This is a genomic window from Paenisporosarcina sp. (assembly GCF_057785155.1).
Window position 1 is genome coordinate 1 of the sequence record NZ_JBYNRN010000046.1, and the last position, 22,873, is coordinate 22,873.

Consider the following 22,873-nt stretch of genomic DNA (forward strand, 5'->3'; position numbering starts at 1 on the left):
ATTCATAAATAAAAGAGAAATCAAGCGCAGACTCAATTTTGCGAACAAGGTGGTTCGCAGGCACAAGTTGATCTAAAGCAATCATTTCAATTTGATCTCTTTGAATGGAATTATGTTTTGAAAGCATTATAGTCACCTCAAGCAAGTATTTTTAAAAGGATAGGTTTCAGAGCCACTCCCGCGGAAAAACGGATGCCGAAAGCCCGCAGACCTTTAGGTCGAGGAGATTGAGGCGTTCGTCCGCAGGAAAGGGCTCAGATTCCACATGATTTATCATATTTTAATTTTAAATGAAAAAAGACTGTAGGCAAACTCAAAATTAATGAGTTTGTCTACAGTCTGACCACAGAGAATTCCATCTCTGTGGTTTTTTTGTTATAGTTTTATCAGAAGATTCTTTTAATTACATGGTATTCTGACAAATTACCCTCTTATTCGACAAATAGGAGTTGGGAATGACCGTCTTGTAGAAAAAAGTTCAAATAAATCGAAAAAACAGTCATTATGGACTATTAAAAACTACATAATGTTCATAGACACTATATTACATCTTCTTTACAATGAGATAGAAAGTGTTATTAAAACGTAATGTTACAGGAAAAGAATGGGGTGAAGTATTTGAGTTTATTTGGTGGAACCATACAAAACTTAGAGAACGGACTAGCATATGCGAGTGTGAAACAAAAAACAATTGCACAAAACATTGCAAATGTCGACACTCCAAATTATAAGTCGAAGGATGTCAGTTTTGCACAGATGTTTTCTGATGCAAAGCAGTCGTCGATGGCGGCATACCGGACAGATACCAAGCATTTTGATTTTAAAATGCGTGATTATTCTCCGGGTGTTTTTAGTTATACGAATATGCGTTACCGACAAAATGGTAACGGTGTTGACATGGATAAAGAACAAGCAAATCTAGCAACCAATCAAATTTATTATAATGCATTGATAGATAGAGTGAGCGGCAAATTGAATTCACTCCAAACTGTTATTAAAGGAGGCTAATGAACATGAGTATCTTCCATAGTATGAATACAACTGCATCAGCCTTAACATCTCAAAGATTACGTATGGACGTTATTTCTTCTAATATGGCCAATGTAGACACCACTCGTGGACGCTTAGTCAATGGTGAGTGGGAGCCGTATCGCAGGAAATCGGTTACGTTGAAACCTCTTGAAGGGCAGTTTTCATCTTTCTTGAATGTTGCTGTTGGACATGCAAGTAAAGGACAAGTTGGGAATGGTGTTAAAGTTTCAAGGATTAACGAAGATAGAGAAACGCCATTTAAACTAGTGTTTGATCCTAGTCATCCTGACGCAGACGAAAATGGATATGTAGAAATGCCAAACGTTGACCCTCTAAGAGAAATGGTCGATTTGATTTCTGCAACACGTTCATATGAAGCAAATGTCACAGTCTTCAATGCCAATAAAGCGATGTTGACGAAAGCGTTAGAAATCGGTAAATAACGGTAAAGAAAGGAAGTAAAAAATGCCAATACAACCTTTATCACTTTTAACACCAGTTCAACAACCGGTGCCAAATATCATGCAAAAAACGACTCCCTATGAAGCACAACAACAATTTGGAGCGATGTTAAAAGATGCAATATCAAATGTAAATGCTCAACAAAAAGTGTCTGACACAATGACTGATAAATTAATCCGTGGTGAACAAGTCGAGCTACACGATGTAATGATCGCTTCTCAAAAAGCAAGCATTATGCTAAGTGGAACGATGGAAGTTCGTAACAAGGTGATTGAAGCGTATCAGGAAATTATGCGTATGAGTGTCTAATATATTTCTGATTTAGTCATGACTCACTCACCAGTACCGGGGGATTAAAATGAATGAACGTATAACAAAATTTAAAAATGATATGACCCTCTTTTGGAGGAGTCGCACAAAAACGCAAAAGGGCACATTAATTGGAACAATTTTAGGTGTGGTCATCCTCGCTGCGGCTGTTACTTTTTTTGCGACAAAAACTGAATATGTCCCATTATTTAAGGATGTATCTACAGCAGAAATTGGTCGTATTAAAGAGACACTGGATGCTCAAGGAGTTCCAAATGAGATTGCTCCTGGCGGGACGACTATATTGGTTCCATCTGAACAGGTTGATTCATTACTTGTCCAAATGGCGGCAGAAGGTTTTCCTCAATCAGGAACGATTGACTACTCCTTCTTCTCACAAAATGCTGGATTTGGTATGACAGATAATGAGTTTAACGTGCTAAAGCTAGCATCCACTCAAACAGAACTTTCAAACCTATTAAAAAGCATTCAAGGCGTGAAAGATGCTCGAGTCATGATTACATTGCCTGAAGAAGGCGTATTTTTAACACAAGGAACCGAAGCAGCAAGTGCTTCAATCGTTTTAAACACAGAACCTGGCTATCAATTTGAAGAACCTCAAATTTTAGCTATGTATAACTTAGTTTCGAAGAGTGTACCGAACTTATCTACAGAAAATATTGTTATTACCAATCAATACTTTGAGTATTTTGATTTGAATAAACCTCAGACCGCTGGTTCATCTGTTATGGATCAAATGGCCATTAAGAAAACCATTGAACGAGATTTACAAAGACAAGTCCAAACAATGCTAGGAACTTTAATGGGTCAAGATAAAGTAATTGTCTCAGTTACCACTGATATCGATTTCCAAAAAGAAAATCGTGAAGAAAACTTAGTTGAGCCTGTTGATAAAGAGAATATGGAAGGTATTCAAATAAGTGCACAACGTATTTCCGAAACCTTTACAGGAAATTCACCGGTTGAAGGTGGCACTCCTGAAGGAGAAGATCCAACTGACAATTTCACCAATTATGTTGAAGGTGGAGCAGGTAGTGGGGATTATGAAAAAATCGAAGAGACGATTAACAATGAAGTAAACCGAATTCGTAAAGAGATTGTAGAAAGTCCATATAAGATTCGTGATATTGGACTTCAAGTAATGGTTGAACCGCCAAACCCAGAGGATATTGCTTCATTACCAGATGGTGTTGAACAAGATATTGAACAAATACTTGCCACAATCGTTCGTACGACCATTGATAAAGATTCAGTCGGTCAATTAACGGAAGAACAAGTGGGAGAAAAAATTGTTGTCTCTGTACAACCATTCAATGGGAAGGCTACAGAACTTGCAAACACAGAACCGATTATTCCTTGGTGGGTGTTTGTCGTAGGCGGAATTTTATTCGCAGTTATATTACTTCTAGTATTCTTTATGTTCCGTTCTAGAAAATCAAAACAAGAAGATTTGCTTTTACTTGAAGAACAAAGAGAAGAATTTAACGTGGCAGATATTAATTCAGAAAAAGAAACGGAAGCTACATTGCGTCGTAAGCAATTAGAAAAAATGGCGAAAGATAAGCCAGATGATTTTGCTAAATTACTTCGCACTTGGATTGCTGAAGATTAATGGGGGGTTCGGCTGTTGTCCAGGAAAGAAAAAGACTTATCAGGTAAGCAAAAAGCTGCTCTCCTGTTAATCTCGCTGGGTCCTGAAGTATCCGCTGCCATTTACAAACATCTTAATGAAGATGAAATAGAGCGTCTTACTTTAGAAATATCAGGCGTGAAAAAAGTAGAACCAGAAGTTAAGGAAGATATTATAGAAGAATTCCATACAATTGCATTGGCTCAAGACTACATCTCACAAGGTGGTATTGGTTATGCGAGGACGGTTCTTGAAAAAGCTCTTGGGTCAGATCATGCTCAATCCATTATCAACAGATTGACCTCTTCGTTGCAAGTTCGTCCATTCGACTTCGCTCGAAGAGCAGATCCTTCTCAAATATTTAACTTTATTCAAAACGAACATCCGCAAACCATTGCATTAATTCTTTCTTATTTAGAAGCACAACAAGCTGGAACGATTTTGTCGTCACTTCCACAAGAGGTGCAAGCAGATATCGCGAAACGTATTGCGACGATGGATTCAACTTCACCGGAAGTCATTAGTGAAATAGAATCTGTGCTTGAACGAAAATTATCATCAACTGTAACACAGGATTACACAGAAACAGGCGGTATTGATGCAGTTGTAGAAGTCTTAAATGGTGTTGACAGACAAACTGAAAAAACGATTTTAGATGCACTTGAAATTCAAGATCCAGAACTTGCTGAAGAAATCAAAAAACGCATGTTTGTCTTTGAAGATATTGTTACGCTGGATAATCGCTCCATACAACGTGTGGTTCGTGATTGTGAAAATGAAGATTTACTACTATCGATGAAAGTATCGAGCGAAGAAGTAAAAGATATCATTTTCCGCAATATGTCCCAACGTATGGCTGAAACGTTTAAAGAAGAGATGGAAATTATGGGTCCAGTTCGATTGCGTGATGTTGAAGAAGCACAATCTCGAATTGTTGCCGTTATCAGACGCCTAGAAGATGCGGGAGAAATCATTATAGCTCGTGGCGGAGGAGATGACGTCATTGTCTAGAATCATCCGATCAGAATTTGCAAGCGCATCAAGTGAACCATCAAAATCCATTCAAATCCGAAATCTTTCTTTCCAATCTGAAGTAACTGAAGAAAAGCCGTTGACGATCGATATGCTTTTAAAAGAGCGTGACGTTCTTATGAAAAAGGCTATGGATGAAATTGAACTTGAGCGAAATCTTTTGATGAACCAAAAGCAACAAACTCAAGTTTACATTGAACAAGAAAGAACAAAATGGGAACAAGATAAAGTTGAATTTATACAGCAAGCTTACGATGAAGGTTTTCAGCAAGGTTTTGAAGAGGGACATCAAAGAGTTCAAAGTGATATGACGCATGCCATACAGCAAGCGAATGAAACCATGCAACATACACACGATAATGCAAAAAAATATATCGATGAGCAGGAAAAGGTCATCTTAGAATTATCACTTCGAACAGCTGAACGCATTTTAGGAATAGCTTTAGAAGAAAACGAAGAACACTATTTAGCTCTTGTTAAGAGAGGGCTAAAGGAAGCACGAGAAATGAAAGAAATCAAACTGTACGTTCCAACCATTCACCATGCACTCGTATCTGCAAATAGAGATGAGTTAGCATCCATTTTTCCGGTAGATGTACCGTTTATGATTTTTGTGAATGAAGACTTGCAAGCAACTGATTGTTATATAGAAACCAATCACGGACGAATCGTAGTAAGTGTTGATGAACAATTAACTCAATTGAGATTAAAGCTAACAGAAATACTTGAAAGTCAGGAGTGACCATTATGAGAGCCGATCAACTATCTGCACATATTCCACATATGACGACGTTTAAGAAATATGGTCGCGTGAAACGTGTAATTGGATTGATGATTGAATCTCAAGGTCCTGAAAGTTCAATAGGTGATGTTTGTTTTATTCACGTGCCAAGCTCTCGAGGTGGTGTATCCATCATGAAAGCTGAAGTAGTTGGATTTAGAGATGAGATTGTTGTTTTAATGCCATATACAAATATTCGTGAAATTTCGATTGGATGTTTAGTCGAAGGAACTGGAAAACCGCTTGAAATCAAAGTGGGACCTGCATTAATTGGGAAAGTATTAGATTCGATGGGTGAACCTATTGATGGTAGTTCGTTACCAAAGGGATTAATCACAACTTGGACGGAACAAGATCCACCGAATCCATTAACTAGACCACCAATTCATGAAAAGCTTGAAGTAGGCGTTAAAGCCATTGACGGCATGTTAACGGTTGGTAACGGTCAGCGTGTCGGGATTTTTGCAGGATCTGGTGTTGGAAAAAGTACGTTGCTTGGTATGATCGCGAGGAATACAAAAGCAGATTTAAACGTAATCGCACTTATTGGAGAGCGTGGTCGTGAAGTTCGCGAATTCATTGAAAGAGATTTAGGACCTGAGGGACTTAAACGATCAATTGTCGTTGCTGCAACATCAGACCAACCGGCTTTAATGCGTATCAAAGGTGCATTTACTGCGACTGCAATTGCGGAATATTTTAGAGACAGAGGCTTAAACGTCATGTTGATGATGGACTCTGTTACACGTGTGGCAATGGCTCAACGAGAAATCGGCCTAGCTGTTGGAGAGCCACCTGCAACAAGAGGTTATACCCCTTCAGTATTCGCCATATTACCGAAGCTTCTCGAGCGAACAGGGACGAATGAACACGGTTCGATTACCGCATTTTACACAGTTTTAGTTGACGGTGACGATATGAACGAACCAATTGCTGATGCAGTTCGAGGAATACTTGATGGACATATTGTTCTCGATCGTACATTAGCGAATAAAGGTCAGTATCCAGCGATTAATGTATTAAAAAGTGTTAGCCGACTTATGAATCACATTTCAGATGACGATCACGTTAAAGCAGCAGAGAAGTTAAGAAATTTGTATTACACATATAACAAATCTGAGGATTTAATTAACATCGGTGCCTACAAACGTGGGACATCAAAAGAAATTGATGAAGCCATACAATATGAACCTTTAATCACAGAATACTTGAAACAAGGGTATCTTGATAAAATTCATATGGATGAAAGTGTAGACCAAATCATTACGTTAGCAAATGGGAGTGCAAGCAAATGACAGCTTATCATTATCGATTTGAAAATGTTCTGGTTGTTAGAGACCAAGAAAAAAATGAAATGGAACTTGCTTTTAAAGATTCAGTTCGACACTTTGAAGATGTTGCGACCAAGTTATACGACATGTTGAAAAAGAAAGAAGACGTTCTTGAAAACCAACAAGAGAGAATGACGATTGGCTCAACGGTTGATGACATCCATCATTTCTCGAGATTCATAAGTGGTATAGAACGGTCTATTGCTGATATGCAACAAAAAGTAGTACAAGCCAGATCTAAAATGAACTGGCATGAAGAGAAACTAGTTGAAAAGACCTTAGAAGTTCGCAAGTACGAAAAGATGAAAGAAAAAGATTTAGATGCATTCAATGCCGAGCAAGATCGACTAGAAATGAATCGATTAGATGAATTATCTTCTCTTACATATAGCAGGAAAGAAACTAGGTGATAAAAATGGCAAAACCAACGAAACCAACAATTAAACAAGGAACAATTGCAGTTGAATCTGAAAAAACTGGGTTTCTAAAAAAACTCTTTATGCTGTTTTTCATTCCTGTTTTATTTGGACTTGCCGTTATACTTATCATCGCCCAACTGACGAATATAAACGTTTTCGAATCCGTAACTAAGTTGACGAATGGTGAATCTGAAGAAAATGTCGATTCAGTTGAAGAAGAACAACTTGTATTTGAAGAAAAGGTTGTTACACTTCAAGCTCAAATTCAAGAAAAAGAAGCACAAATCGTTCAACTACAAACAGAACTAGATTCTTCAGCTTCTGAAAAAGAAGGGTTGCTCATTGAACAAGAGCGTCTTCTTGAAGAAATTGCACTTTTAAAACGTCAAAAAGATGACACGAAACGAGACTTTGATGAAATAGTGGCAACATTTGAGCAAATGTCATCCAAATCTGCTGCGCCAGTCTTAAATAATATGAGTGATGCAGAAGCACTTCGAATCTTAACCAATCTAAAACCCGATATATTAGCGGGTATCTTAGAAAAAATGACGCCTGAACAAGCTGCCAAATATACAGAACTGATGTCTAAGCAATAAATATCGGCTCATTGAAAGGAGGTGAATAAATGAACATCGTCGCAAGCAAAGCACTACCGATTCAAGGAAACTCAGCATCAGCCAATCGTGTAAGCTCTCAAACATCCAATTCGTCGACTGCTAAAACATCTTCAGAGTTCAAGAAGAATGAAGCATTCGGAGCAGTCTTTAATCAATTTGCGGTTAAACAACATTCTCAAGAAGTTAAAACGCCTGTTATGGATCAATCATCTGAGAATTTAGGTGAAATAGCCGCTTTAGTAGATGTTGAATCTCTCGAGGGTTTAATGAAGTCATTAAACTTAAATGTTGAGGCTATAGAAATATCAGGCCCAATGACATTTGAGAAGTTAGGTAGTTTACTAGAATTGAATGAAGATGAACTAAAGGCTTCGATTGAAGAAATGTTAGGTCAAGAAGTAAAAACGAATGACTTGTGGGAATTACTTGGTCAAATTGATTTACATGCATCAACCTTTTTAAAGTCTGTGATGGAATCACTTGAAGGTGTTGGGAAAGTACCACCACAACAAGCTGCAACGGTCCTTCAATTCTTAAAGGGAGCTGAATTGGCTGCACCAAAAACTGATTTACTTTTAAAACAAGAGTTAGCTGTATTTAATTTAAAAGAATTGATGCAATCCTTATCATCACAACTTGAAAAATTAATGAATGTAAACTCATCTCAACATGGTTTCTTAAAAGGACAATCATTCCAATCGCTTTCAATTAATTTTGCAAAGAGTATGACTGCTGAAGAACCAACTGAAACATCTACAGTTACTCAAACTCAAACTGCATCAAAAGTAACTGAAACGACTACTCAAACAGTAACTGTCGGGTTAAATACGCAAGTAAAAACTGAGACAGTAACGGTTAACCTACCGGTTGCTAAGGCTGCACAATCAGAAGCATTAATTAAGGAATTTCAAGCGTTATTAAACCGTTCACAATTTGGAAAGACCGGTGGCATGACGAAGATGTTAATCAAAATGTACCCCGAACATCTTGGAACAATCCGAGTAGAATTAGTTCAAAAAGACGGCATAATGACCGCACGAATGCTCGCAAATACATCCCTTGGTAAAGAGATGTTAGATAGTCAACTTCATCAATTGAAGTCTGCTTTTGCTAATGCCAACGTACAAGTTGATCGTATTGATGTCACACAAGCTCTTCAAGACTCGAGCAAAAATGACAAACAACAGCAATTTGGTCAATCGTTAAAACAACAGCAACAAGAACAAGAACATCAAGATCAAGAAGAAACTCCGGAGCAAACTTCGTTCCGTGAATTCTTAATGGAATTGGAGGCGTAATTTTGGCTGATATGAATAAAATCACAAGCAATATGTATTTAGCTCAAAAGTCAGATGAACGTAAAACAGGGAACAGTCAACTTGGTAAAGATGAGTTCTTAAAGATCTTAATGGCTCAATTACAAAATCAAGATCCGACAAACCCTATGAAAGACAATGAATTCATTGCTCAAATGGCTCAATTTTCATCATTAGAACAAATGACGAACATGACACAAGCATTTGAAAAATTCGCTTCAGGTCAGCAACAAACTCAATTAATTCAATACAATACGTTTGTTGGGAAACAAGTGAAATGGCATGAACTAACTGAAGAGTTAGACGCAGATAATAAACCAGTTGTTAATGAAGGATTAGGATCAATCAAATCAGTTAAATTTGTTGATGGTTCAGTCGAATTCACTTTAACTGATGGGAAAGTAATTAATCCAGGAAATATCTCTGAAGTACTTTCAAGCGGAGCAACGACTAATAACTTAGTTGAAGCTAGTATGTTAATAGGTAAAACAATTGGATACACCGATGGAGAAACTGAGAAATCAGGCGAAGTAGTATCCGTTTCAAACAAAGATGGAAAGATTCAATATATTTTAGCAGATGGATCGAAAGTATCCTCTGATCAATTCTCAAGTATAAGCCAATAAGGAACGGAGATTCGCAATGGACAAATTGACTATTCAACGCGTTCCACTGCAACCAACAACTGTTCGTCAAAACTTGAGCACCAAACCGGCATTGCCACCTAAACAATCTTTCTTACAACAGTTACACATAGCCACGGATAAGCAAGAGTTGAAAGTGAGCAAACACGCTTCTGAACGACTAGCAGAGAGAAACATTCAGATTACTGATCAAGAATGGCAACGTGTCTCTGACAAAGTATTTGAAGCTCGAAAAAAAGGTGTAAAAGACTCACTTGTCTTGATGGAACAAGCTGCACTAATCGTAAGCGCTAAAAACGCAACCGTTATTACAGCAATGGATCGCATGGAAGCGAAAGACCAACTATTTACGAACATCGATGGAACGATTTTATTAAATTAAATGGCAGGACCTAGAAGAGGATGCCAATGTGCTGTGGATCGAATGAAGCAGACACACAATTCTAAGGAGGAACTAACAAATGTTACGTTCAATGTATTCAGGTATAAGCGGGTTAAAAAACTTTCAAACAAAATTAGATGTAATTGGTAACAACATTTCTAACGTAAATACTTACGGATTCAAAAAAGGCCGTACTGTATTTAAAGATATGATTTCTCAAACTACAGCAGGGGCATCAGCGTCTACAGCAACTCGTGGGGGAGTTAACCCGAAACAAGTAGGTTTAGGTTCTCAAATCGCATCAATTGATACTATTCATACGGGTGGATCATTGCAATCTACTGGTCGAGTATTGGATTTAGCTATTTCTGGTGATGGCTTCTTCCAATTAGCAGATGGTGCAGGAGGTTCAGCTACTGCAGATCCAACTGGATATGCAACAGGAAGACTATTTTCACGAGCAGGAAATTTCTACATGGATAGTAAAGGTTTTGTTGTAAATGGTGATGGTAAATATTTAGTAGGAACTAGTGGAACTACTACAGCTGTTGGAGCTCCAATAAAAATACCAACTACTGCACAAAGTATGTCAATTGGTCAAGACGGTTCAGTAACATATGTGGATGCTGCAGGAACATTGCAAACAGCTGGTCAAATTATGTTAGTTAAGTTTCCTAATAGTGGTGGATTAACAAAGACTGGAGCGAATTACTTCGAAGAATCTCCAGCTTCAGGGCAACCTACTGCTGGCGCTGCACCTCTTACAGCAGGTCTTGGTGGCGTTCAGTCTGGTTTCCTAGAAATGTCTAATGTTGACCTTTCAGAAGAGTTCACTGAAATGATCGTGGCACAACGTGGTTTCCAAGCAAATACACGTATCATTACAACTTCGGATGAAATCTTGCAAGAGTTAGTAAACTTAAAACGATAAACTAGATGGATAAATTCATTGTAGAGGGGGGTCGGGCCGACTCCATGTGAGCCCGGCCCTTACCAATGATTGAATTAACTCGCCTTAATGGCAAAGCGTTTTCTTTAAACGCTTTATACATAGAAACAATTGAGTCATTTCCAGACACTACGATTGCCTTAACAACAGGTAGAAAGTATGTCGCATTGGAAAGTGAACAAGAAGTTCATGAAAAGATTATTCATTTTTACAAGCAAGTTCAGTTATTATCTAACCCCCATTTAAGAGGTGATAAAGATGAAGAATAAGTTATTAACGATTATGCTCATTATTTTAGTTTCTATTACCCTTATTGGGGTTGTTGCACTCATACTAGTCATGCAGTTTAATAAGGATGGGGAGGCTGAAGGGCCAACCATTGATGAAATTATTGAGTCTTCGGTTGATGTACCTGAAATTACAACGAATTTATCTGCAGATGATTTTATTCGCTTGTCACTTAAGATTCAAACAGACAGTGTTGAAGCAGCTGAGGAATTAACAAAACGTGATTTCCAGGTGAAAAATATCGTGATTCAAGAATTATCAGAAATGAGTGCTGCTGATTTAGAAGGTAAAGAAGGTAAGCAAACATTTGAAAATGCTTTAAAGCTTCAGATTAACGAACTAATGCATGACGGTGAAGTGCAACAAGTGTACATAACCTCTTACATTATCCAATAAAGAAAAGCTTTTGATAGGAGGTGGGGAAAATGGCTGGAGATGTGTTATCACAATCCGAGATAGATGCGTTATTGTCTGCTCTTTCTACCGGCGAGATGACGGCTGATGAGATGAAAAAAGAAGAGGAAACACGAAAAGTAAAAGTTTATGACTTTAAACGTGCTCTTCGATTCTCAAAAGACCAAATCCGAAGTTTGACCCGGATACACGAAAATTTTGCTCGATTACTTACAACATTTTTCTCAGCTCAACTTAGAACTTACGTGCAAATCACTGTAGCTTCCGTTGATCAAATTCCTTTTGAAGAATTTATACGCTCTATTCCAAACATGACATTAATCAATGTTTTCGAAGTGCCACCTTTGGACGGGAATATTTTAATGGAAATTAATCCGAACATTGCATATTCCATGCTCGATCGACTTATGGGTGGGCAAGGGGTTAGTAATAGCAAGGTTGATAGTTTAACAGAAATCGAAACGAAAATAATGACAAATCTATTTGAGCGATCGTTTGATAATTTACGAGAAGCTTGGGCAAATGTCGCGGATATTGATCCGATTATGACAGAGCTTGAAGTAAATCCTCAATTTTTACAGATGATTTCACCAAATGAGACTGTCGTCGTAATTTCGTTTAATACCATCATTGGTGAAACGAGTGGAATGATTAATATCTGTATTCCACACGTTGTGTTAGAACCAATTGTTCCTAACCTTTCTGTTCGTTACTGGATGCAAACGAATAAAAAAGCCGTATCTCCAGAGCAACTTGAAATATTAGAGAATCGTGTTAGAAAAGCAGATTTACAAATCGTTGCTGAGCTAGGTAAAACTGAGATTTCAATTGAAGATTTCCTTCTCCTGCAACCGCAAGATGTTATACAATTGAATCAGAAAATAGAAGATCCACTCGTTCTTCGAATAGGTGATGTACCTAAATTTTCTGTTCAACCAGGTAAGTTGAAGAAACGAATGGCTATACAAGTGATTGAACCATTGAAAGGAGGAGACGAGAATGATGAGTGATGACATGCTCTCCCAAGAAGAAATTGAAGCCTTACTTAGAGGAGAACCAATTGAACCAAAAACTCAGCCGTCGACTCAAGATGACATCGTAGTAGAAGATTATTTAGACGCTTTTGCACAAGATGCTTTAGGAGAAATTGGCAATATTTCATTTGGTAGTTCTGCAACAGCGCTTTCGGCTCTATTAGGTCAAAAAGTAGAAATTACAACACCTACAATTAGTATGATTAATCGTAATCGTCTTGAAGATGAATTCCCACATCCATATGTAGCAGTTCAAGTACAATACACTGCTGGTTTAATTGGGATGAATTTATTAGTCATTAAACAATCGGACGCGGCGATAATTGCTGACTTAATGCTAGGTGGAGATGGTCTTTCACCGAGTCCAGACTTAAGCGAGATCCAATTAAGTGCTGTTCAAGAAGCGATGAATCAAATGATGGGTTCTGCTGCGACTTCTATGTCTACAGTATTTAACAAGAAAGTAGATATTTCACCTCCTTCGATTGATTTACTTAACTTTAAAGAAGAAGAAGGATTAGATAAGTTACCAGAGGATGACTTGCTTGTTAAAGTAAGTTTCCGTTTAAAAATCGGGGAATTAATTGACTCGAATATTATGCAATTGTTGCCATTGAAATTCAGTCAAAAACTTGTAAAAGGGTTAATGGGTGAAGATGATGAGGAAGTGGCGGCAACTAGTGTGGCTGAAGCTCCTGTGCAATCTGCACCAGTAATGCAAGAGCCTGCTTATCAAGAAACACCAGCAGCCTATCAGCAACCTCAATTTGCTGAACCGCAATACGCGCAGCCCCAATATGCACAACCGCAGGCAATGCCTCAAAGACCACCGCAAGCACCGGTCAATGTTCAACAGGCCCAATTTGCGAGCTTTGAGTCAAACCAATTAACACAATCTGAATCGCGAAACTTGAATATGCTTCTTGATATTCCTTTGCAAGTAACGGTTGAGCTAGGACGAACGAAACGATCTGTTAAAGAAATTCTTGAACTTACAAGTGGTTCAGTCATTGAGTTGGATAAACTTGCTGGTGAACCTGTTGATATTTTAGTAAACGCTCGATTAGTAGCCAAAGGTGAAGTTGTTGTCATTGATGAAAACTTCGGTGTTCGTATTACGGACATTGTTAGCCAAGCAGATCGATTAAATAATTTACGATAGACCATTACTGGAGGAATCACGTTATGTCAAAAAGAATTTTAATAGTAGACGATGCAGCATTTATGCGTATGATGATTAAAGATATTTTATCGAAAAATGGATTTGAAGTTGTTGGGGAAGCTGCTGACGGTGTACAAGCCATTGAAAAATATCATGAACTTAAACCTGATTTAGTTACAATGGATATCACAATGCCTGAAATGGATGGTATTGCAGCATTAAAATCAATTAAAGAAAAAGATCCTTCAGCAATCGTTATAATGTGTTCTGCAATGGGTCAACAAGCAATGGTTATTGATGCTATTCAAGCTGGTGCAAAAGATTTCATCGTGAAACCTTTCCAAGCTGATCGTGTAATAGAAGCTATTCAAAAAGCGATAGGGTAATCGAATGAACATGATTCACTTGGGATTTAAAAAAAGTATTGTCACTATATTGTGTGCGTTTCTATTTTTGTTAATAGGTTCGGCACCAATGGATGCATCTACGAATCCGAACGCCAATATTAAACAATGCATCGAAAATCCTGAATCCTGTGATCAAGATGACCCGCCAGCTGCCGAAACTACACCTGAGACGGCAGCTGTTAGTTTGTCTGCATGGGATTATATCAAAATGGTTTTAGGATTATTATTTGTTTTGGCATTATTATATGGAGTTTTGAAATTCATCAACAGTAAAAATCGTCAGTATCAACAACATCAGTTGATCCAAAATTTAGGTGGTCTTTCTCTAGGTCAGCATAAATCGGTTCAGCTTTTACAGATTGGTGATTCTCTCGTATTAGTTGGTGTAGGAGAAGATATTTCGATATTAAAAGAAATTACTGATCCTGAAGAAAAGGAAAAAATGTTAACTTTCTATAATCAAAAGCAAGAAATGACTTCTCAAATTCCGTATATTGCGGAACTTGTTAACCGCTTCAAACAAAATTACTCGAAAAACGCGACAAATGATCAGTCTTCGAGTAAATTCGATCAAATTTTTAAAAACCGCTTAAATGAAATCAAGTCAGACCGTACTAACGGTTTACGTGATTGGAAGAAGAAGGAGAACGATCGCCAATGAACGAATTTGTTGATTTATTTGCGAATAGTGATGCTTCAAGTGTTTCTACTTCCATCAAGCTTATGCTCCTTCTTACGGTTCTTTCTTTAGCACCGAGTATTTTAATATTGATGACATCGTTTGCTCGAATTGTCATTGTACTATCGTTTGTAAGGACGGCACTCGCTACTCAGCAAATGCCACCAAACCAAGTCATCATTGGGCTTTCATTGTTTTTGACATTCTTTATCATGTCTCCAACGTTACAAGAAGTGAATGAGAACGCTTTGACACCTTTATTTGATGAAGATATCACGTTAGAAGAAGCATATACACGTGCAAGTGGTCCATTCAAAGATTTTATGAGTGAACATACGAGACAGAAAGATTTAGAGCTATTTTTAAGTTATACAGGTGCTGAACAACCAGCATCAATCGAAGAAATTCCCTTAACGATTATGGTTCCCGCTTTTGCGTTAAGTGAAATAAAAACCGCTTTCCAAATTGGCTTTATGATCTTCATTCCATTTTTAGTTATAGATATGGTTGTAGCCAGTGTTTTAATGTCAATGGGGATGATGATGTTACCACCGGTAATGATTTCATTGCCATTTAAAATTTTATTGTTTGTGTTAGTTGATGGTTGGTACTTAGTAATGAAATCTTTGCTTCAAAGCTTTTAGGGGATGAATCCATATGACGGGTGAAATGGTTATTGCGATAGCAGAGCGAGCAATTTGGGTTGTCCTATTAACTTCAGGACCCTTACTAATTCTTGCGCTTGTTACTGGTTTGTTGGTTAGTATTTTTCAAGCAACCACACAAATTCAAGAGCAAACGTTAGCATTTGTTCCGAAAATCGTGGCTGTCTTACTAGGAATCGTATTCTTCGGTCCTTGGATGTTAACTCAAATATTGAGTTATTCACAGGATATTTTTGAGAATTTGATACGATACATTGGTTGAGTCTATGGAGCAAATATTACCAAGTGTTACCGTTCTTTTATTAATTATTGCAAGAGTATCTGCTTTCTTTGTTATTTTACCGTTATTCTCACATCGAACAATTCCTGCAAGTCATCGGATCGCTTTTGCAGTCATGCTCTCATGGATGATGTATTACACGATGGATGTTGAACCTTTTGAATTTAATGGCGATTATTTATTTTTAGTTGCAAAAGAAGTAATTGTTGGATTATTTATTGGTTTACTTGCTTACATAATTTTGACCGCTGTTCAAATTGCCGGAAGTTTTGTGGACTTCCAAATGGGGTTTGCGATTGCGAATATCATCGATCCCCAAACGGGTGCACAAAGTCCATTACTTGGTCAATTTTTCAATACGCTGGCCTTATTGTTAATGCTCGCTTTAAATGCCCACCATTTACTATTGGATGGTATCTTCTATAGTTATCAATTTATACCTATGGAATTTGTTTGGCCGCCTTTTGGAGAACCAGGTTTTGCGGAATTCATTATGCGAACATTTACAGCTGTGTTTGCAATCGCATTTCAAATGTCGATTCCAATCGTCGCAACGTTATTTTTAGTGGATATTGCGCTAGGGATAACAGCAAGAACAGTCCCTCAATTAAACATTTTCGTAGTTGGTTTTCCTATCAAAATCGGCGTTAGTTTCTTAGTGTTAATCGTGATGATGGGTGTCATGATGAATGTCATAAAGAATTTATTTGAAATTATGATTTTAAGTATGCGTGATCTAATGATCATTTTAGGTGGTGGATAACTTGAATCGGTTACATTTGAATTTACAGTTCTTCGCTGGTGAAAAGACCGAAAAAGCTACACCTAAAAAAAGACAGGACCAACGTAAAAAAGGACAAGTTTTAAAAAGCCAAGATGTAACTAGCGCTATTGTGCTATTGTCCGTTTTTTTATTTTTACTATTCGGTGCCGGATTTATGAGAGACCGAATTTTTTCCTTTTTCTATCAAACTTTTAATCGCTATGTATTAATTGATAGTCTATCAGTCGAGTTAGTGATGGAAATCTATTCAGATGTATTAATGGAAATGGGCTTCATTCTTTTACCGATTATGTTAGTTGCAATGGTTGCAGCGGTAGCCGCCAATTTCTTTCAATTTGGGCTGCTATTTACGACTGAACCGTTGAAAATGGATCTAAAAAAATTAGATCCTATAAAAGGTCTAAAACGAATCTTTTCATTACGTGCCATTATTGAGTTAATCAAATCAGTTTTAAAAATTTCTTTAATTGGTTCAGTAACCGTTGTTATTTTATGGATGAATCTTGAGAATGTACTTTCGCTTTCTTTTAAAACTGCATGGGACACTTTATCAACAGTTTCTTATTTAACTGTGATGATGGGAATTGCAGCGTCCTTTGTTTTACTGTTCGTTTCTATATTGGACTATTTTTATCAGAAGTATGACTTTGAAAAAAATCTTAAAATGTCTAAACAAGACATTAAAGATGAATATAAAAATTCCGAAGGGGATCCGGTTGTGAAATCTCGGATTAAACAAAGGCAACGTGAAATGGCCATGCGTCGGATGATGCAGGAAGTTCCAAATGCTGATGTAGTTATTACGAATCCGACTCACTACGCCATTGCGTTGAAGTACGAAGATGGTCAAATGGATGCCCCTGTGGTTGTTGCAAAAGGTGCGGATTTTATTGCACAAAAAATAAAGCTTATTGCCAAAGAAAATGAGATTGTTATGGTAGAAAATCGCCCATTAGCTCGTAGTATGTACGATCAAGTTGAGATTGGCGACAGAATACCTGATGAGTTTTTCAAAGCAGTTGCTGAAATTCTAGCGTATGTATATCGAATAAAACGAAAAATTTAGTGTACTACAAGTGGAGGGCAAGTCATGCAGATTCGCGACATCGGAGTTTTAGCAGCCGTCATTTTAATAGTAGCGATGCTCATCATTCCACTTCCAGGATGGATGTTAAGTTTTTTAATCATGGTCAATATTACATTGGCATTAATGGTTTTATTAACTTCTATGAATATGAAGGAAGCGTTGGAGTTTTCCATATTTCCTTCCTTGCTTTTATTGTTAACGTTATTCCGATTAGGTTTGAACGTTTCGACAACCCGTTCCATTTTAAGTAACGGTGAAGCTGGTGGGGTTGTTGAAACATTTGGAACGTTCGTGGTGGGCGGAAATGTCCTCGTTGGTATGGTGGTTTTCGTCATCCTAATTATTATTCAGTTCATTGTTATTACAAAAGGGGCAGAGCGAGTATCTGAAGTAGCTGCTCGTTTCACTCTTGATGCAATGCCTGGTAAGCAAATGAGTATTGATGCGGATTTAAATGCCGGGATGATCTCTGAAGCGCAGGCGCGAGAAAGACGATTAAAAGTTGGGAATGAAGCAGACTTTTATGGAGCAATGGATGGAGCTACTAAATTCGTTAAAGGTGATGCGATTGCCGGTATTATTATCGTTATTATCAACTTATTAGTAGGAATGATTATTGGTGTTGTCCAAATGGGTCTGCCATTTGGTGAAGCGGCCTTGTTGTTCTCTCAATTAACAGTTGGAGATGGAATTGTATCACAAGTACCTGCTTTGCTTATCTCAACTGCTACAGGGATTGTGGTAACTCGTCAAGCTTCAGAAGGAAATTTAGGGTCGGATATTACGGGTCAGTTATTGAGCCAACCAAAATTACTATATGTAGCATCTGCTACCATTTTCCTTCTAGGTTTATTCACACCGATTACTGATTTACTTACAATTCCATTAGCCGCTACTTTAGCAATTGGTGCATTTATGATGAGTCGTAAAGTAGAAGAAGATCCAGCTGAAGTTCTTGAATATGAAGAAGAAGTGGCGACGGATGGAATGAAGAGCCCAGAAAACGTAGTGAACCTACTAAATGTCGATCCAATTGAATTCGAGTTTGGTTATGGATTAATTCCATTAGTAGATACAGCACAAGGTGGAGATTTACTAGATCGAGTTGTTATGATTCGAAGACAGCTAGCACTTGAGCTTGGGATTGTTATTCCAGTTGTTCGTATTCGAGATAATATTCAATTACAACCAAATGAATATCGAATAAAAATCAAAGGGAACGAATTGGCACGTGGGGAACTATTGCTTGATCATTACTTAGCAATGAGTCCAGGAGACGATGATACGATTGAAGGAATAGATACAATTGAGCCTTCATTTGGATTGCCAGCTAAATGGATTACAGAGCATGTAAAAGAAGATGCTGAAATGCTAGGCTATACAGTAGTCGATCCTCCGAGTGTGGTATCTACACATATGACCGAAATCATTCGAGCGAATGCAAATGAGTTATTAGGAAGACAAGAAACGAAACAGTTAATCGATCATGTACGAGAAACGTATCCTATTTTGGTGGATGAGTTAACACCTACACCATTATCAGTAGGCGAAATACAAAAAGTTCTAGCTAAATTACTTAAAGAGCATGTTTCGATTCGAAATTTACCGATTATATTTGAAACATTAGCTGATTATTCGAAAATGACTTCTGATGTCGATATTTTAACCGAGTATGTTAGACAATCTTTAGCACGTCAAATTACGACGCAATATGCTGGTACGCAAGCTAATTTAAAAGTATTAACGGTATCAGGTAGAGTCGAAAAACTAATTGCTGATAGTATTCAACAAACAGAACATGGGAATTATTTGTCAATTGATCCTAGTGATTCTCAAAATATTTTAGAGTCCATTGCGAAGGAAGTCGATCGGGTTTCTCTCATTGAACAATCGCCGGTTGTATTATGTTCGCCAGCGGTACGGTTGTACTTGAGACAAATGACAGAGCGTTATTTCCCGCAAATTCCGATTCTTTCATACAACGAACTGGAATCATCGATTGAAGTACAAAGTGTTGGGGTGGTGAACGTAGAATGAAAATGAAAAAATATTCAGCAGTCACAATGACAGAGGCTATGAGCAAAGTTCGTGCCGATTTAGGTGATGACGCGGTGATTTTAAATTCAAAAGTAGTTTATACGAAGGGGTTTTTGGGTCTCTTTAAAAAGAAAACCATTGAAGTTGTTGCTGGAATGGATAAATATGAAACACCACTTCAACCTGTTCAACCACTTCAAAAAGAAATGATATCAAGTGTTAAAAAAGAAGAAGTCGTTCCAAGTGAACTAAAAAAAGAGTTAAGTGATATCAAAATGCTTGTTCAATCATTGCAGCGACCAGTTGAAACAAAAAAATATACGGAAGACATTGAGTCTTTCCTTCAATATTTACGTAATCATGAAATAAATGAAGAGCTTATCACACGTATTGGTGATGAGCTTTTTGAACATGTAAATGAAAATGATTTAAATAAACAATCCCTATCATATCGTCAAATTGCCACTCAAGTCTTAAAAGGAGCTTTAAAAGATGTTCCATTTGGTGGCCTTTCCTATCAAAAGAAGTACATTAATGTCCTTGGTCCAACTGGAGTTGGAAAAACGACAACGATTGCCAAGATGGCTGCTCACTCTGTTTTACAAAAGAAAAAGAAAATTGGTTTTATTACAACAGATACATACCGAATTGCCGCAATCGAGCAATTGAAAACGTACGCTGGTTTACTGCAAGCCCCAGTGGAAATCGTCTATAATAGCGAAGATTTCAAAAAGGCGATGGAAACTTATAAAGACTACGATTTGGTATTCATTGATACGGCAGGTCGTAACTATAAAGAAGTGAAGTTTGTAGAAGACGTGAAAAAGCTGATTCAATTTGAAGACAATGTTGAATCGTATTTAGTTCTATCAAGTACTTCAAAAGAGAAAGATATGGAAACGATTATTGAACAGTTTAGCTCGTTTCCCATCGAACAATTTATTTTCACGAAAGCTGATGAAACAAATTCTATTGGCTCTATGATCAATTTAATGATTAAATATAATAAGGGACTTGCTTACTATACGGATGGGCAAGAAGTCCCGGAAGATATAAATGAAGCTTCAGTTGATTCTTTATTAAAGTTACTTTTTAAGGAGTATGAAGATGAGAGATCAAGCTGAGTCACTTCGAATGCATATGCTTCGTAACCAAGGTCAAATTGGTCGCTCTATCGCTGTAGTTAGTGGGAAAGGTGGAGTGGGAAAGAGTAATTTTTCATTAAACTTTTCTTCCATGCTAGCTTCATTAGGTAAAAAGATTGTCGTTATCGATATGGACATTGGTATGGGCAATATTCATATTTTATTAGGGAAAAGTGTCCCTACGAATTTAAAAGATTATTTAGATGGAAAACAGTCATTGGAAAGTGTTATGTACGAAGGACCTAATGGTATGAAGTATATATCAGGTGGATCTGGATTGAATGGTGTATTGGAATGGACTGATGAGATGTTTGATCGGTTAATCCAAGCATTTGAACATTTCCAAAAAGAATACGATGTTATTTTGTTCGATATGGGCGCAGGTGCTACAAATAAGATTTTAGATTTAATCGTAGCTGTGGACGATGTCATTGTGATATCGACTGCTGAGCCAACTGCTATAACAGACGCGTATTCTATGATGAAGTATATTCATTTTAAGGATCCAGAAAAGAATTTTTATGTTGTTTGTAATCGGGCTTTTACTGCAGAAGAAGGAAGGGACACAGTAACGAGACTTTCCTTTGCTATGTCTAAGTTTCTTGATAAGGACGTTACGATATTAGGATCACTTCCAGAAGATCCGGCCGTTAGAAAAGCTGTAAAAGAGCAAATGCCTTTCTCAATCTTGTATCCAGAAGCTGAAATTTCAAAAACACTTCGTGTAATGACGAATCGTTTTATAGAATCTTCGCAAGAAGAAGTACATGCAAATGAACAACAAAATACTTTTATCATTCGTTTGAAAAACATGTTTAAGAAAGGTCGTGACTAACATGATTTTAGGCGAAAAGAAAAAGTTACTCATCGTTGATGATTCTGCATTTATGCGAAAACTTATTAGTGACTTTTTTACTGATCATCCTCAAATTGATGTCGTTGGAACAGCGCGAAATGGGAAAGATGCTTTATTAAAAATGAAGTCCCTAAAACCGGATGTTGTCACGATGGATGTAGAAATGCCGGAGATGAATGGCATTGAAGCGTTAAAACTAATTATGGCAGAATATCCTGTTCCTATTGTTATGTTATCGAGTACTACGGAGAGTGGAACAGAAAACACGATGCTTGCGATGGAATATGGAGCTGTCGATTTTGTTGCAAAACCAAGTGGAACCATTTCACTTGATTTACACAAGGTCAAAGATGAGTTAGTAGAAAAAATTTTCCACGCCTCTCAAGTTCCGGTAAAAAAAATTCGAAACACGGAAGTAAGTAAGCTTCCGAAAAAAACGGTAAATGAAAAAGATCGCGAACGCACATTACCTATAGCTGCGACTTCTGAAAAATCAAATGAACACAAATGGGTGACGTCACGAAAAAAAATAGTTTTAATCGGAACTTCAACAGGTGGACCACGTGCTTTACAAGAAGTTTTAACAAGACTTCCAAAAAACATAAACTCGCCGATATTAGTTGTACAGCATATGCCTGCTGGATTTACAAAATCACTTGCTAACCGACTTGACCAATTATCGGAGATTCATGTGAAAGAAGCGGAGCATGGTGAAGTACTCATGGATGGAACGGCCTATATAGCACCAGGAGGCTTTCATTTACAACTTGCGCGTATAGGTACGAACTATGCGGTTGAATTAAATAACCAACTTCCACCTCGAGTCGGACATCGTCCCTCAGTGGATGTCTTATTTGAAAGTGCAAGTCTTTTATCGGATGTTGATAAAATTGCCGTTATTATGACGGGGATGGGTTCAGACGGATCTAAGGGCTTAATTCAACTGAAAGAAAAAGGTGTAGTAAAAGCAATCGGTGAATCTGCCGATACATGTATTGTATACGGCATGCCAAAAGCTGCATTTGAAACGGGTTTAATCGACGACGTGGCAGATGTCGATGATATAGCGAAAATAATCATGAAATTCTTGCCTTAAAGGGGTGCCAT

27 protein-coding genes are annotated in these 22,873 nt (G+C 37.5%); all 27 read left to right on the top strand.

Annotation, left to right across the window (positions count from 1 at the left end):
• Positions 1-618: 618 nt before the first annotated feature.
• Positions 619-1,008 carry a flagellar basal body rod protein FlgB gene (flgB, locus tag AC3EA5_RS15960; RefSeq protein ID WP_394187368.1) on the top strand — a complete coding sequence of 130 codons (390 nt, stop codon included), beginning with the start codon at positions 619-621 and terminating at the stop codon, positions 1,006-1,008.
• A gap of 5 nt (positions 1,009-1,013) precedes the next feature.
• The gene (flgC, locus tag AC3EA5_RS15965) at positions 1,014-1,475 is read left to right on the top strand and encodes a flagellar basal body rod protein FlgC (protein WP_488609234.1); all 462 of its coding nucleotides are present in this window, start codon (positions 1,014-1,016) and stop codon (positions 1,473-1,475) included.
• Between the two features lie 22 nt (positions 1,476-1,497).
• A complete protein-coding gene (gene fliE, locus AC3EA5_RS15970; protein ID WP_394187370.1) occupies positions 1,498-1,803 on the top strand; it encodes a flagellar hook-basal body complex protein FliE in 306 nt (101 codons plus the stop codon).
• 49 nt (positions 1,804-1,852) lie between these two features.
• On the top strand, positions 1,853-3,436 hold the full coding sequence (fliF, locus tag AC3EA5_RS15975) for a flagellar basal-body MS-ring/collar protein FliF (protein ID WP_488609235.1): 1,584 nt from the start codon (positions 1,853-1,855) through the stop codon (positions 3,434-3,436).
• Between the two features lie 15 nt (positions 3,437-3,451).
• Positions 3,452-4,465 (top strand): flagellar motor switch protein FliG, encoded by a 1,014-nt coding sequence (gene fliG, locus AC3EA5_RS15980; RefSeq protein ID WP_394187372.1) that lies wholly within the window; start codon positions 3,452-3,454, stop codon positions 4,463-4,465.
• Positions 4,449-5,228, top strand: a complete 780-nt coding sequence (gene fliH / locus AC3EA5_RS15985; RefSeq protein ID WP_488609236.1) for a flagellar assembly protein FliH — start codon at positions 4,449-4,451, stop codon at positions 5,226-5,228. The genes fliG and fliH overlap by 17 nt, the downstream gene beginning before the upstream one ends.
• A gap of 5 nt (positions 5,229-5,233) precedes the next feature.
• A complete protein-coding gene (gene fliI, locus AC3EA5_RS15990; protein ID WP_488609237.1) occupies positions 5,234-6,562 on the top strand; it encodes a flagellar protein export ATPase FliI in 1,329 nt (442 codons plus the stop codon).
• Entirely contained in the window at positions 6,559-7,008 is a 450-nt protein-coding gene (gene fliJ / locus AC3EA5_RS15995) for a flagellar export protein FliJ (protein ID WP_488609238.1), read from the top strand. The genes fliI and fliJ overlap by 4 nt, the downstream gene beginning before the upstream one ends.
• A 5-nt stretch (positions 7,009-7,013) precedes the next feature.
• Entirely contained in the window at positions 7,014-7,616 is a 603-nt protein-coding gene (locus AC3EA5_RS16000; RefSeq protein WP_488609239.1) for a MotE family protein, read from the top strand.
• A 29-nt stretch (positions 7,617-7,645) separates the two neighbouring features.
• Positions 7,646-8,935, top strand: a complete 1,290-nt coding sequence (locus AC3EA5_RS16005) for a flagellar hook-length control protein FliK (protein WP_488609240.1) — start codon at positions 7,646-7,648, stop codon at positions 8,933-8,935.
• An 11-nt stretch (positions 8,936-8,946) separates the two neighbouring features.
• Positions 8,947-9,579: a flagellar hook assembly protein FlgD gene (gene flgD, locus AC3EA5_RS16010; protein ID WP_488609268.1), complete on the top strand. Its 633-nt coding sequence runs from the start codon at positions 8,947-8,949 to the stop codon at positions 9,577-9,579.
• A 16-nt stretch (positions 9,580-9,595) separates the two neighbouring features.
• Complete coding sequence (locus tag AC3EA5_RS16015) at positions 9,596-9,979, top strand: TIGR02530 family flagellar biosynthesis protein (protein ID WP_488609241.1); 384 nt, start codon at positions 9,596-9,598, stop codon at positions 9,977-9,979.
• 79 nt (positions 9,980-10,058) lie between these two features.
• Positions 10,059-10,910, top strand: coding sequence for a flagellar basal body rod protein FlgG (gene flgG / locus AC3EA5_RS16020; protein WP_488609242.1), 852 nt, complete (start codon positions 10,059-10,061; stop codon positions 10,908-10,910).
• A 65-nt stretch (positions 10,911-10,975) separates the two neighbouring features.
• Positions 10,976-11,197: a flagellar FlbD family protein gene (locus AC3EA5_RS16025; RefSeq protein ID WP_488609243.1), complete on the top strand. Its 222-nt coding sequence runs from the start codon at positions 10,976-10,978 to the stop codon at positions 11,195-11,197.
• Positions 11,187-11,612 carry a flagellar basal body-associated protein FliL gene (gene fliL, locus AC3EA5_RS16030; protein ID WP_394187381.1) on the top strand — a complete coding sequence of 142 codons (426 nt, stop codon included), beginning with the start codon at positions 11,187-11,189 and terminating at the stop codon, positions 11,610-11,612. The genes AC3EA5_RS16025 and fliL overlap by 11 nt, the downstream gene beginning before the upstream one ends.
• A gap of 29 nt (positions 11,613-11,641) precedes the next feature.
• Positions 11,642-12,640, top strand: a complete 999-nt coding sequence (fliM, locus tag AC3EA5_RS16035) for a flagellar motor switch protein FliM (protein ID WP_394187382.1) — start codon at positions 11,642-11,644, stop codon at positions 12,638-12,640.
• Positions 12,633-13,826: a flagellar motor switch phosphatase FliY gene (gene fliY / locus AC3EA5_RS16040; protein WP_488609269.1), complete on the top strand. Its 1,194-nt coding sequence runs from the start codon at positions 12,633-12,635 to the stop codon at positions 13,824-13,826. Before fliM ends, fliY begins: the two co-directional genes overlap by 8 nt.
• Before the next feature lie 23 nt (positions 13,827-13,849).
• Complete coding sequence (locus AC3EA5_RS16045) at positions 13,850-14,212, top strand: response regulator (RefSeq protein ID WP_394187383.1); 363 nt, start codon at positions 13,850-13,852, stop codon at positions 14,210-14,212.
• A gap of 4 nt (positions 14,213-14,216) precedes the next feature.
• Complete coding sequence (locus AC3EA5_RS16050) at positions 14,217-14,894, top strand: flagellar biosynthetic protein FliO (RefSeq protein WP_488609244.1); 678 nt, start codon at positions 14,217-14,219, stop codon at positions 14,892-14,894.
• A complete protein-coding gene (fliP, locus tag AC3EA5_RS16055; RefSeq protein ID WP_394187385.1) occupies positions 14,891-15,556 on the top strand; it encodes a flagellar type III secretion system pore protein FliP in 666 nt (221 codons plus the stop codon). The genes AC3EA5_RS16050 and fliP overlap by 4 nt, the downstream gene beginning before the upstream one ends.
• 13 nt (positions 15,557-15,569) lie before the next feature.
• Positions 15,570-15,839 carry a flagellar biosynthesis protein FliQ gene (gene fliQ / locus AC3EA5_RS16060; RefSeq protein ID WP_394187386.1) on the top strand — a complete coding sequence of 90 codons (270 nt, stop codon included), beginning with the start codon at positions 15,570-15,572 and terminating at the stop codon, positions 15,837-15,839.
• 4 nt (positions 15,840-15,843) lie between these two features.
• Positions 15,844-16,620, top strand: a complete 777-nt coding sequence (fliR, locus tag AC3EA5_RS16065; protein WP_488609245.1) for a flagellar biosynthetic protein FliR — start codon at positions 15,844-15,846, stop codon at positions 16,618-16,620.
• A 1-nt stretch (position 16,621) separates the two neighbouring features.
• Positions 16,622-17,707: a flagellar biosynthesis protein FlhB gene (gene flhB / locus AC3EA5_RS16070; RefSeq protein WP_394187389.1), complete on the top strand. Its 1,086-nt coding sequence runs from the start codon at positions 16,622-16,624 to the stop codon at positions 17,705-17,707.
• Positions 17,708-17,731: 24 nt separating this feature from the next.
• Positions 17,732-19,765: a flagellar biosynthesis protein FlhA gene (gene flhA, locus AC3EA5_RS16075; protein ID WP_488609246.1), complete on the top strand. Its 2,034-nt coding sequence runs from the start codon at positions 17,732-17,734 to the stop codon at positions 19,763-19,765.
• Positions 19,762-20,889 carry a flagellar biosynthesis GTPase FlhF gene (gene flhF / locus AC3EA5_RS16080; protein ID WP_488609247.1) on the top strand — a complete coding sequence of 376 codons (1,128 nt, stop codon included), beginning with the start codon at positions 19,762-19,764 and terminating at the stop codon, positions 20,887-20,889. Before flhA ends, flhF begins: the two co-directional genes overlap by 4 nt.
• Positions 20,873-21,745, top strand: a complete 873-nt coding sequence (locus AC3EA5_RS16085; protein ID WP_488609248.1) for a MinD/ParA family protein — start codon at positions 20,873-20,875, stop codon at positions 21,743-21,745. The genes flhF and AC3EA5_RS16085 overlap by 17 nt, the downstream gene beginning before the upstream one ends.
• Position 21,746: 1 nt before the next feature.
• On the top strand, positions 21,747-22,862 hold the full coding sequence (locus AC3EA5_RS16090) for a protein-glutamate methylesterase/protein-glutamine glutaminase (protein ID WP_488609249.1): 1,116 nt from the start codon (positions 21,747-21,749) through the stop codon (positions 22,860-22,862).
• Positions 22,863-22,873 lie beyond the last annotated feature (11 nt).